Source organism: Flagellimonas amoyensis (genome assembly GCF_003058265.1).
GTDB classification, from domain to species: Bacteria; Bacteroidota; Bacteroidia; order Flavobacteriales; family Flavobacteriaceae; genus Flagellimonas; species Flagellimonas amoyensis.
In genome coordinates this window covers 19,493-32,186 of sequence record NZ_QBUK01000008.1, presented here as the reverse complement: position 1 = coordinate 32,186, position 12,694 = coordinate 19,493, and the positions used below count along the sequence as shown (strand labels likewise).

Sequence of the window (12,694 nt, the reverse complement as noted above, 5' to 3'; positions counted from 1 at the left end):
GTAGTAAATTGGGAAAAATCAAAACGGATGATCCATTCCATTTCAAGAATTTGTATTCTAGTTTTATGCCTTACTTTTGCATGCTCTTGCAAAAACAGTAAAGAAGAATCGATGAACATAGTTCCACCAGTGGCGCCCAAACATCCAACAAAGTTGGAAAAGCATGGGGATGTGCGGATAGACGATTATTATTGGATGAACAATAGGGAGGACCAGCAAGTCCTTGACTATTTGAACGCCGAGAACGAGTACTACCAAAAAATGACGGCCCACACGGTCAAGTTCCAAGAAGATCTTTTTAAGGAAATGAAGGGGCGCATCAAGGAAGACGATTCTTCCGTGCCCTATAAACTGGATGGGTATTGGTACATCACCCGTTATGAAGAAGGCAAGGAGTACCCCATCCATACCCGAAAGAAGGAAAGTTTGGAAGCAGAGGAGGAACTCATGTTCGACTGTAACCAGATGGCCGAAGGGTTTGAATATTTCAACCTAAGGGGCGTTTCCATTAGCCCGGACAACACACTGGCCGCCTTTGCCACCGATACGGTATCCAGAAGGCAGTACAACATTCAGGTGAAGGACCTCCAAACTGGGGAAATCTATCCGGACATCATAGAAAATACCACGGGAAGTTCCGTTTGGGCCAATGATGGAAAAACCTTGTTCTACACGAAGAAGGACCCGGTCACCCTACGTTCCGATAAGATTTTTAAGCACGTTTTGGGCAAACCGTCCGCAGAGGATGAGCTGGTTTTCCATGAGAAGGATTCCACCTATAACACATTTGTCTATAAGACCAAGTCCAGAAAGTTCATTGTGATAGGTTCCACCAGTACACTTACTTCAGAGTACCGTTTCTTGGACGCCAATGACCCCAACGGTGAATTCAAGATATTTTCCCCACGCGAGAAAGGGGTAGAGTATTCCATTTCCCATTACGATGGAAACTTTTATGTGCTGACCAACAAGGACAAAGCCACCAATTTTAAGTTGATGGTTGCCGATGAGAACCATACTTCATCGGACAATTGGAAAGAATTTATACCACATCGGGAAGAGGTGTTGCTGGAAGATGTGGAAATTTTCAAGGATTATTATGTGCTTTCCGAACGCGAAAATGGATTGAACCAGATGAAAATATCCCGCTGGGACGGTTCGGACAGCTATTACTTGCCCTTTGATAGTGAAACCTATGTGGCCGGGCCTTCGGTAAATTTGGATTTTGATACCAAGGAACTCCGGTATTACTACAATGAAATGGGTTCGCCTTACGCCATTATTGACTTCAATATGGAGACCAAGACCAAAAAAGTCTTGAAGGAACAGGAAGTACTCGGCGGCAAGTTCGATAAGAACAATTACAAAACCGAAAGGCTTTGGGCCACCGCCCGCGATGGGGTGAAAGTGCCCATTTCCTTGGTGTACCACAAAGATACGCCCTTGGACGGCACCAGTCCCTTGCTACAATACGGTTATGGGTCATATGGGGCCACTATTGACCCTTATTTTTCATCGGTCAGGTTGAGTTTGTTGGATAGGGGGTTCATCTATGCCATAGCGCACATCCGTGGTGGGGAATATTTGGGAAGACCCTGGTATGAAGACGGTAAGCTTTTGACCAAGAAAAATACATTTACCGATTTTATCGACGTTTCCAAATTCCTTGTAGAACAAAAATATACCAGTACGGCACACCTCTATGCCATGGGAGGTTCTGCAGGAGGATTGCTGATGGGAGCCATCATCAATATGGAGCCAGAACTGTACAGGGGAGTGATTGCAGCAGTACCTTTCGTGGATGTGATCACGACAATGCTGGACGATACCATTCCGCTTACGACAGGGGAGTATGATGAATGGGGCAACCCGAATGATAAAGCGTATTACGATTACATCAAATCCTATTCCCCTTACGATAATGTGGAGCGGAAAGCCTACCCCAACATGTATGTATCCACCGGATTGCACGATTCCCAGGTACAGTACTGGGAGCCGGCCAAATGGGTGGCCAAACTGAGGGAATACAAAACGGACGACAACCTACTGTTTCTGGACACCAACATGGATGCCGGACATGGTGGCGCCTCTGGGCGTTTTGAGGCATTGAAGGAGACGGCGAAGGAATATGCTTTCATTTTAGATTTGGAAGGAAAGGCCCATTTAAAATAAAATGTTACTTTTGCATGGATCATGTCCCCACTATTTTGAGGATTTGGTCCTTACCTAATACCAGTTATGAAGAAACAGATAAATGCGCACAGCAGTATCCTAGACTTAATTGGAAGTACCCCCTTAGTTAAGCTAAACAGAATAGCGGCCCCCCTTACCGGAAACTTCTACGCCAAGTTGGAATCCTTCAACCCAGGGCATTCCTCAAAGGACAGAATTGCAGTCCATATCATTGAAGAAGCGGAACGTCAAGGTCTTTTGAAACCGGGCAGCACCATTATTGAGACCACATCGGGAAATACAGGCTTCAGTCTGGCCATGGTGAGCATTATAAAAGGTTACAAGTGCATCTTGGCCGTAAGTTCAAAATCCTCACCGGACAAAATTGACATGCTTCGCTCCATGGGCGCCAAGGTATATGTATGTCCGGCCCACGTGAGTGCGGACGACCCACGATCTTACTACGAAGTGGCCAAGACATTGCACAGCGAAACACCGAATTCCATCTACATCAACCAATATTTCAACGAACTGAACATCGAGGCCCATTACAAGAGTACCGGCCCCGAAATTTGGGAACAGACCAATGGACAGATCACCCATTTGGTGGCCTGTAGTGGAACAGGGGGAACCATTTCAGGGATTGCCCGCTATTTGAAGGAGCAGAATCCAAACGTGAAAGTTTTGGGAGTGGATGCTTACGGCTCCGTTTTGAAAAAATACCACGAAACCGGTGAGTTCGATCACAATGAGGTATATCCGTACCGCATCGAGGGCTTGGGCAAAAACCTTATCCCCACGGCCACGGATTTCAACAGTATAGACCGCTATATCAAGGTAACCGATGGTGAAAGTGCCCATATGGCGCGGAAATTGGCACATACCGAAGGTATTTTTGCAGGTTACACCAGTGGGGCTGCCATGCAAGCACTCTACCAATTGGACACCGAGGGAGAATTTACTGCGGACAGCAATGTCGTGGTGGTATTCCCAGACCATGGATCAAGGTACATGAGCAAAGTGTATAGCAACGATTGGATGGAAAACCAGGGGTTTTTCGATATCCAAAATGCTGAAGTACCCGAGAAAATAGAATACATTAAGTAAAATGCATACATAGAAATTGGAAGAAACGGCAATGCAAAACATTGTCGTTTTTTTGTACAAAAATTTCGTTGTGTGAGCTACATAAAAATATATACTTTTGCACTTGAATCAAATTTAAAAGGTAGATGAGAGATTTATTTGATAGAATCATTGAGAATAAAGGACCCTTGGGAAAATGGGCCTCACAGGCCGAAGGATATTTTGTGTTCCCCAAATTGGAAGGACCCATATCCAACAGAATGAAATTTCAAGGAAAGGATGTTATAACGTGGAGTATCAATGACTATCTGGGTCTCGCCAATCGACCGGAAATCAAAAAAGTGGATGGGGAAGCGGCCATGGAGCACGGTGCTGCCTATCCTATGGGAGCCCGCATGATGAGCGGACACACCGATTTCCACGAGCAGTTGGAAAAGGAACTAGCCGAATTTGTACACAAACAAGCTTCATATTTGCTGAACTTTGGTTACCAAGGATTTATGTCCGTGATTGATGCATTGGTATCCAAAGACGATATTATTGTATATGATGTGGATTGTCACGCCTGTATCATTGATGGGGTGCGACTACACATGGGAAAACGCTTTACCTTCAAGCACAACGATCCCGAAAGCCTTGAAAAGAATTTGGAACGTGCCACTAAAATGGCCAATGAGACCGGTGGTGGCATTTTGGTCATTTCCGAAGGCGTCTTTGGAATGCGGGGGGAACAAGGTATCCTCAAAGAGATCGTGGAACTGAAGAAAAAATTCAAGTTCAGGTTCTTGGTAGATGATGCACATGGTTTTGGCACATTGGGCAAAACAGGTGCCGGAGCAGGTGAGGAGCAAGGTGTGCAGGACGGTATTGACGTCTATTTGGCCACTTTCGCCAAATCAATGGCCGGAATCGGGGCCTTCGTTGCCGCAGACAAAGAAATCATCGAGTATTTGAAATACAACCTCCGTTCGCAGATGTTTGCCAAATCTTTGCCCATGGTCTACGTGAAAGGTGCATTGAAAAGGTTGGACATGTTGCGTACCATGCCAGAACTCAAGGCAAAACTTTGGGAAAACGTGGACGCATTGCAAAATGGTCTTCGCGAGCGTGGTTTTGACCTTGGAACAACTTCAAGCTGCGTTACTCCCGTTTATTTGAACGGTAGTATTCCAGAAGCCATGGCTTTGGTCAAAGACCTACGCGAGAACCACGGTATCTTCTGTTCCATTGTGGTGTATCCGGTAATTCCCAAAGGATTGATCCTATTGCGTTTGATTCCTACGGCTACCCATACCATGGACGATATTGCTGAAACCCTGGATGCTTTTTCATCCATTAGGGAAAGACTGGAAAACGGTACCTACAAGCGACTTTCTGCTGCCGTTGCGGCTGCGATGGGAGAATAATAGGGTTTTCTTCTAGTTCTTATCCTTTTTTGGATCACGCCATTTTTTAGGACGGTGTTGATGTACAGCGGTCACTTACTCAAAAGGTAATTAGCCCTTTTTTCCAATGGTTAGAGGTCTTTCCGATAGGTTCGCCTGCGCTTGTGAGTCACGGGATCAAAATGCTTCCACATCTGTCGTATGGCCAGATTGTCCTCCAGTTCAGGCGTTCGGATACAGTTCACGATGCCCCTTTTCTTGAAGGTATGGTAGAATTCATTAAAGATAATGGCCGTGACCCCTTTGTTCTGATAATCGGGATGGATGCCGATCAGGTAAAAAATCACATCCTTGCTGTTTTTCCTGGCGTTCAACAAATGAAAGATACCCGTGGGGAACAGTTTGCCGTTCGCCTTTTGCAATGCTTTGGAAAATGAAGGCATCACAATGGCAAAAGCTACCAGATTATCCTCGGAATCCACCACAAATTTGATGTACTCCGGATTGATGAAACTGATGTATTTTTTCTTGAAATATTCTTTTTGGATGTCGGTGATACGTACAAAGGAAGATAGTTTGGAGTAGGTTTCATTGAACAGGTCGAACATTTTGTCCACCCAAGGCATGATGTCCGCGCTCTTCTCAAAATTCATTTCCTTCAGGCCGTAGCGCTTTTTTACCAGTAGATTGGCCTTGTAGAACAGCTGTGGATCGGCTTTTGCGGCCAAGAACTTGTTTTCCAGATATTCTTTTTCCTTCACAAAACCATGATATTCGTAGTGCGATTGGTAGTATGCATGGTTGTACCACGTGATCATGGTCCCGATATGATCAAAACCTTCAATGAGCACCCCAACTTTGTCCAAATTGGAGAAGCCCACAGGCCCTTCCATATATTCCAATTGATGTTGTTGGCCAATTTCCTTCACCTTGTCCAACAATGCCTTGGAAACTTCAAGGTCATCCACAAAATCGAACCAACCAAAGCGCATTTTCCTGAGGTTTTGGTCGTTCACTTCCAACCAATTGATGATGGCCGCGATGCGCCCGACTATTTTGTTGTCCTTATAGGCCAAGAAAAAGGAAGCCTCGGCATTTTTAAAGACAGGGTTGGTATCCTTGTCAAAAGAAGCCATTTCATCTTTGATGATGGGAGGGACCCAATAAGGCGATCCTTTATATAGGGAAAATGGAAATTTGACAAACTGCTTGAGGTCGGCTTTGGACTGGACCTGTTTTATAGTGACCATACATCAATTTTTGCAAGGCCAATAATAGGGAATATTGGTAATAGTAAAAAACGAAACCGCGATGTATTGAAAAATCTTGGGTTTTGAAAAGCAATACAACGGATAACTGTTATTGAGTTACTCCGTTATTTAGATGGACGTTTTTAATAACTCAATAATCCATAACTCCATCAACTGGTTTGATGTTGCTATATTTAAGTAGGAGACGATGTTTTAAATCACTGAAAATAATTCAATGAAAAATTAGAAATCGATGTCATCTTTTTCCTTGTTCTTGTCCTTTTTTGACTTTCGTTTGTTGGCGTTCTTTTTGATGCTGCCGTTTTGCCCGGCACGTTGTTCGTCTATGGCTTTCACCTGATCTTTGTGGAAGTCCAGACGGTAGGAAAAGCCCAGAACGGCAAAAATGCGTGAGGGCGAATTCTTGAAACCAGATCCAAGATGAAAATCGGCCTGAAAGTCAGAATTGATGAGGCGGGCCACACCGGTTCTGAGGATGATATCGGAATAGCGGTCGCCCGAAATGCCCTGGCCCTCCACAAAAATACTCCATCTGGGATCACGAAAGGCATGGGACACCGAAAGGGCATAGCGCCATTCGGGAAAGTCAGTCCCAATCCGGTCATAGGCGATGTTGGAAATCAGCACAACCCTAGGGGACAGCCTACTTTGGGTATTCACGCCTCCTCGGTACGAAAGGCTGGGGTCTCCCGGATAAAAGGGATTGTCACCAAACAGGAAGTTGGCCCCACCGTACAGCGAAACGGCAGGAATCAGGTTTTTCCATTGGAACACATTATTGGCCCTCCAACTGTAGAGGTTGGGTTTGTTGCGTTCCGGATTCTTATAAGGGTCATACACCAAGTATTTCAGCCCCAAACGGTTTCTTGAAAAATTGGTCAGGTTCCCTTCAATCCCAAAATCAGGATAGGTAATGTTCTGGCTCATGAAAGACCCTTCCAAATTGATTTCGAGTTGCTCAAACAGCAGACCGTACCGAAGTGCGTAATCCGTACCGAAAATGTTGGAATCGGAGTTCAGGTCCACATTGTCCTGCTGCTCATAAAAAAGCCCAACTTCTGCCTGCACCACACCTTTGCCCACGGCATAGGCACTCACGGCCCTTCCCGGCCTATTGGAATTGATGACATCCGTGTACTGCGCGCTGAGAAGCGTTGGAAGTAAAGCAAAAAAGAAAATTGACCTTTTGGCAATGGAAAAATCCATATAACTGATTTTAATACTATTTTAAGATACGTTTCCGGGGTTTAGTAGACCAACAGTGTAATTTTGTTACAATAACGAGAGCTATATGGTTTTACTACAAACGATTTTAATCATCATATTAGTATATTTTGGGTTGAAATTGCTCCTAAAATGGTTGGCTCCCAAATTGCTCAATTATGCCATCAAGAAGACCAGTGAACGGTTTGGGCAGCAGTTTGGAGGTGCTCAGGATTTTGGTGGGGATAGAACAAATGAAGGGGATACCACCATCGTCAAAAAGCCGTTCCGAAGATCCAACCCTTCAAAAAAAGTTGGAGAATACATAGATTTTGAAGAAATTGACTAATATTTGTCTTTTCAAAACCTATCCATGAATCTCTCCCCAAAAGCCATTATCACCCATATTTGTGTAATCGGTTTGTTCGTCCTTGCCTCACTGCTCTACTTTTATCCAGTGTTGCAGGGCAAGGCCATTTTTCAATCGGATATTGCCCAGTACAAGGGTATGGCCAAGGAGCGTGATGCCTATAAGGAACTGACAGGGGATGAGTCCTACTGGACCAACAGTGCGTTTGGTGGAATGCCCACTTATCAGTTGGGAGCCAATTACCCGAACGATTATGTAAAAAAACTGGACCGAGCCATCCGCTTTCTACCGAGGCCTGCGGATTATCTGTTTCTGTATTTTATTGGTTTTTATATCCTGTTGCTCTGCTTGAAAGTTGATTTTAGATTGGCTGCAATCGGGGCTTTGGCCTTTGGTTTTTCCACCTATCTCATCATTATTCTTGGAGTGGGGCATAACGCCAAGGCACATGCCCTCGGGTATATTCCCATGGTCTTGGGCGGGATTGTACTTGTTTTTCGAAAGAAATACCTATTGGGATTCATATTGACGGCTGTGGCCATGGCACTGGAGATTACCGCCAACCACTATCAGATGACCTATTACTTCATGCTTTTGGTGTTGCTTCTGGGATTGGTACAGTTCATCTATGCCATCAAGGAGAAAGAGTTGAAACATTTTTTTGTCTCTGTGGGTATCTTGATACTGGCCGTTGTACTGGGTGTTGCCACCAATGCTACGGGGATCATGGCCACCAAGGAATATGCAGATTGGAGCACGAGGGGAAAATCCGAACTCACGATTAATCCTGATGGCAGCCCAAAGGAAGCCACCAGTGGTCTGGATAAGGAGTACATCACCCAATACAGTTATGGTGTTACGGAATCATTGGACCTTTTTGCGCCTAGATTGTTCGGGGGAACAGGTCAAGAGAATTTAGGCAAGGATTCCAAGGTCTATCAATATTTTGTGGATCAAGGATTGCCACCCTCCCAGGCCTTGGAAGTATCCGGGCTTTATCTGTACTGGGGGCCACATCCATTCTCCGGTCCTGCGGCACCGGCCTACATTGGGGCGATTATTGTGTTTTTGTTCGTTCTTGGGCTATTTTTGGTCAAGGGAAAGAAAAAATGGTGGTTGTTGGCAGGCGCGCTGATGTCCCTTTTACTTTCTTGGGGCAAAAATTTCCCATTGCTCACGGATTTCATGATCGATTATTTTCCGCTCTACAACAAGTTCAGGGCAGTATCCTCCATTCAAGTGGTTTTGGAACTCTGTTTCCCTGCATTGGGAATTTTGGGGCTCAGGGAACTGTTCAGGGCCAATGTGGGCCAAAAGGAAAAAGTAGCGGCCTTGAAATGGAGTTTTATCATCATCCTTGGATTGGTCGTGTTCCTCTTTTTGTTGATGGGCATTTTCGATTTTTCTGGGGCCAATGATGACCGCTACCGTCAATATTTTGGGGATGCCGTATTGGAAATCCTCAAAAGCGACCGAAAGGCCGTATATGTTTCAGATACCCTTAGATCGTTGATCTATGTGGTACTGGCCGCGGCCACACTTTGGTTTTTTATCAAGGAAAAGATCGGAAGAAACGTATTTGTATTGGTATTGGGCGGATTGATTTTGCTCGATTTGGTGGGCGTGGACCTTCGCTATGTGAACGAGGACAATTTTGTGCGCCAACGCCAAATGAGCGAACCTTTTCAGGCCAGTCAAATAGATCAGATGATCCAGCAGGACGATTCCATTTTCAGGGTGTTCGATCCACAGGAAGGGCTAAATGGCGCGCGTACCTCGTATTACCACAGTTCCATCGGGGGCTACCATGCGGCCAAACCAAGGGCGCTCCAGAATCTGTTCGAATACCATCTGTACCAGAACAACCTTCAGGTGTTGAATATGCTGAACGTAAAATACATCATCCAGCAAGATGAAGAAGGCAACAGTATTCCTGCCATCAACGACGATGCCAATGGAAATGCTTGGTTTGTTGAACAATTGATTCCTATTTCGTCAGCGGACGAAGAGATCGGGAAATTGAAGGATTTCAATTCTAGATCACAGGCCATAGTGAACACCAAGACCTATCCAAAGCTGACCAAACTTCGATATGAAGTGGATTCGTTGGCCCAAATCGAAGTAGTGGATTACCGTCCCGATCATATCAAATACCGTTCTTCCAACCCGAATGATGGTTTTGCGGTCTTTTCGGAAATGCATTATCCATCTGGTTGGTATGCCTTTATTGATGGAGAGGAGCAGCCACACTACAAGGTGGACTATGCCTTGCGCGGGATGAAAATTCCTGCCGGAACGCACAACATCGAGTTCAAGTTCCAGCCCGAAGTGGTGGAAACGGGCAGCCAAATTGCCTTGATCTCCTCTATTTTATTGGGATTGATTATTGTGGGCAGTGTTGGCTATTCATTTGTTCCCAAAAAATCCAAGGATTCCTGATGCGAAAGGTTTTGGTCATAGCATACTATTGGCCTCCAGCCGGGGGACCAGGAGTGCAGCGATGGCTAAAATTTGTAAAATATCTTCCGGAATTTGGGTTTGAACCTATTGTGTATGTCCCCAAAAATCCGAACTATCCCATTGTGGACGAAAAATTGATGGCTGAAGTCCCCAAAGGCATCAAAGTCATCCAACAACCCATCAAGGAGCCTTATGGGTTTGCATCGCTGTTGTCCAAGAAAAAGACCAAGACCATCAGTTCGGGGATCATTAGGGAGAAAGATCCTTCGGTTTTGGAGAAACTATTGCTGTGGATCCGTGGCAACTTTTTTATCCCCGATGCCCGAAAGTTTTGGGTAAAACCTTCCATTTCCTTTTTGGCAAAACTCATTGCGGATGAGGGCATACAAACCATCATCACCACTGGACCGCCCCATAGTCTACATCTCATAGGAATGGGGTTGAAGAAGCGATATGACTTGCAATGGATCGCCGATTTTCGGGATCCATGGACTTCCATTGGCTATCACAGCAAATTACGTTTGACCCCATTTGCGCGCAAGAAACACTTGAGGATGGAAAAAGAAGTATTGGTTTTGGCGGATAAGGTGGTAGTGACCAGCCGCACGACCCAAAAGGAATTTGAGGCGATTACGCCCAAGCCCATCAAGGTAATCACCAACGGTTTTGATGATGTGTTGCAGCCTGTTGGCTTGGATTCGGAGTTCACCATTTCCCACATCGGATCGTTGTTGACGGGAAGAAACCCTTTAGGATTATGGCAGGCCCTCAGCGAATTGGTCCAAGAAAACGCGGGATTTCAAAAACACTTGAAGATACAGTTGGCAGGGGTAGTAGGGGAGGAAGTCCTACAATCCATCAGGGATTTTGGATTGGATGCCTATGTGGTCCAAATGGGCTATCTGTCCCACGAAGAAGTATTGAAAGTACAGCAGCGGTCCCAATTGCTTTTGTTATTGGAAATTGATTCCGAAGAGACCAAGGGCATCATCCCAGGAAAACTTTTCGAGTACCTGAACGCCAAACGTCCCATTTTGGCCATCGGTCCCGAAGGATGGGAGGCGGGCAACATGGTTTTGGAAGCACAAGCCGGTAAGGTATGCTCCCACGCCGATGTCGCTTTGTTAAAAAATGTACTTTTGGATGGCTTTATAAGCTATCAGCATGGAAATTTAGAATGCGGCTCCGGGAATATTGAAAAGTACCATCGGAGGGCATTGACCGAATCCTTGGCAAAATTCATCTAATGGGAATTGTTCTCAAACAATCAGTTCAGAATGTAGTGTACACGTATGCCGGCTTTTTTATTGCTGCCATCAATACGCTTTTTCTCTATACCAAAATATTGCCGGATGCCTTTTATGGACTTGTTACGTTCATCCTTGCTTCGGGTGCCATTTTAATGCCTTTGATGACCTTTGGGGTGCACAACACTTTGGTGAAATTCTATAGCCGTTGCCCCGAGGAGGAAAAAAATGGTTTTTTGACGCTGATGATCCTTGCCCCTTTATTGGGCATTGTTCCTTTGGCATTGGTTGTTTGGTTGGGCTACGATCCTTTGGGCAATCTGATTTCTAAGGTGAACCCTATCGTCAAGGACTATTTGTGGTACATCTTTATTGTTGGCCTTTCCATGGCCTATTTTGAAGTGTTCAACGCTTGGTGCAAGGTGCATATGAAGTCCGTGTTCGGGAATTTCATGAAAGAGGTCTTTGTAAGGGTGGGGGTGTCCATCTTATTGGCCCTGTTCTATTTTGAGATGATATCCTTGGATACTTTTTTGAAGCTATTGGTCGGTCTGCACCTGTTGCGAACGGTTATCATCAAAATATATGCCTTCACACTCCGGTATCCCAAGTTGGATTTCCATTTTCCAAGGCATACAAGGGAAATACTGTACTACTCGCTTTTGATCATTCTGGGTGGGTCGGCAGCACTGATCTTATTGGAAATTGACAAGGTGATGCTGAATCAATTCGTCAGTATCGAGAATGTGGCCTACTATAGTGTGGCCGTCTATATTGCCACAGTGATCATTGTTCCGTCGCGGGCGATGCATCAGATTACTTATCCCTTGACGGCAGAACTCTTGAATTTGGGGGATATGGTCGGGCTGAAGAAACTGTACCAACGAAGTTCGCTCACCCTTTTCATCGCTTCGGGCCTTTTGTTTGTGCTGATCATTCTGAACCTGAACGACCTTTATCTGTTGATTCCTGAGAATTATAGAAGTGGTTTTGTGATCGTGTTTTTGATAGGGTTGGCCAAGGTGTTGGATTCTCTTTTGGGGAACAATAACTCCATTTTATTCAATTCCCAATATTACAAGACGGTCTTGGGATTTGGGGTGGGGCTTGCCGTATTGACCGTAGTCCTCAATTATTTGTTGATTCCCCGCTTGGGACTAGAAGGCGCTGCATTGGCCAGTTTTGTTTCTATTTTTATCTTCAACCTGGTAAAACTTGTTTTTGTAAAGATGAAGTTTGGCATTTTGCCCTTCACCCAAGAAACCCTCAAGGTGTTGGCCACATTGGTGGTATTATCGGCACTGTTTTACTTATTGCAGTTTCCCTTTCATCCTATTTTGAACATTATACTGAAATCCGGTATGATAATGGGAGCCTATGTGTTCGTTTTGTACCGCTTCGGAATTTCTGAAGATGTTTCTGGCCTGTTGAACAAATGGCTCAAAAAAATTGCCCCGTAGCGGATAAATCCAACCACGGGGCAAACAACTAACCAACCTA

9 protein-coding genes are annotated in these 12,694 nt (G+C 45.0%); 7 read left to right on the top strand and 2 right to left on the bottom strand.

Features of this window, described 5'->3' with window-relative positions; all coding sequences use genetic code 11:
* Positions 1-27: 27 nt before the first annotated feature.
* The 3 genes from DB398_RS11965 to DB398_RS11955 all read left to right on the top strand — a co-directional run bounded on the left by DB398_RS11965 (position 28) and on the right by DB398_RS11955 (position 4,664).
* Entirely contained in the window at positions 28-2,172 is a 2,145-nt protein-coding gene (locus DB398_RS11965; protein ID WP_108424631.1) for a S9 family peptidase, read from the top strand.
* Positions 2,173-2,238: 66 nt separating this feature from the next.
* Positions 2,239-3,279 carry a cysteate synthase gene (locus DB398_RS11960; protein ID WP_108424630.1) on the top strand — a complete coding sequence of 347 codons (1,041 nt, stop codon included), beginning with the start codon at positions 2,239-2,241 and terminating at the stop codon, positions 3,277-3,279.
* 125 nt (positions 3,280-3,404) lie between these two features.
* Positions 3,405-4,664, top strand: a complete 1,260-nt coding sequence (locus DB398_RS11955; protein ID WP_108424629.1) for a cysteate-C-fatty acyltransferase — start codon at positions 3,405-3,407, stop codon at positions 4,662-4,664.
* Between the two features lie 110 nt (positions 4,665-4,774).
* Here the strand turns inward: DB398_RS11955 and DB398_RS11950 are convergent, their stop codons facing one another.
* Positions 4,775-5,893, bottom strand: coding sequence for a GTP cyclohydrolase (locus DB398_RS11950; RefSeq protein ID WP_108424628.1), 1,119 nt, complete (start codon positions 5,891-5,893; stop codon positions 4,775-4,777).
* Between the two features lie 243 nt (positions 5,894-6,136).
* On the bottom strand, positions 6,137-7,120 hold the full coding sequence (locus DB398_RS11945; RefSeq protein ID WP_108424627.1) for a transporter: 984 nt from the start codon (positions 7,118-7,120) through the stop codon (positions 6,137-6,139).
* A gap of 85 nt (positions 7,121-7,205) precedes the next feature.
* Here DB398_RS11945 and DB398_RS11940 point away from each other — a divergent pair, with 85 nt between their 5' ends.
* The 4 genes from DB398_RS11940 to DB398_RS11925 are packed head-to-tail and all read left to right on the top strand — an operon-like array spanning position 7,206 to position 12,654.
* Positions 7,206-7,466 carry a DUF4834 family protein gene (locus DB398_RS11940; protein ID WP_108424626.1) on the top strand — a complete coding sequence of 87 codons (261 nt, stop codon included), beginning with the start codon at positions 7,206-7,208 and terminating at the stop codon, positions 7,464-7,466.
* A gap of 24 nt (positions 7,467-7,490) precedes the next feature.
* Positions 7,491-9,926 (top strand): YfhO family protein, encoded by a 2,436-nt coding sequence (locus DB398_RS11935; protein WP_108424625.1) that lies wholly within the window; start codon positions 7,491-7,493, stop codon positions 9,924-9,926.
* On the top strand, positions 9,926-11,194 hold the full coding sequence (locus DB398_RS11930; protein WP_108424624.1) for a glycosyltransferase family 4 protein: 1,269 nt from the start codon (positions 9,926-9,928) through the stop codon (positions 11,192-11,194). The genes DB398_RS11935 and DB398_RS11930 overlap by 1 nt, the downstream gene beginning before the upstream one ends.
* Entirely contained in the window at positions 11,194-12,654 is a 1,461-nt protein-coding gene (locus DB398_RS11925; RefSeq protein ID WP_108424623.1) for an oligosaccharide flippase family protein, read from the top strand. The genes DB398_RS11930 and DB398_RS11925 overlap by 1 nt, the downstream gene beginning before the upstream one ends.
* Positions 12,655-12,694 lie beyond the last annotated feature (40 nt).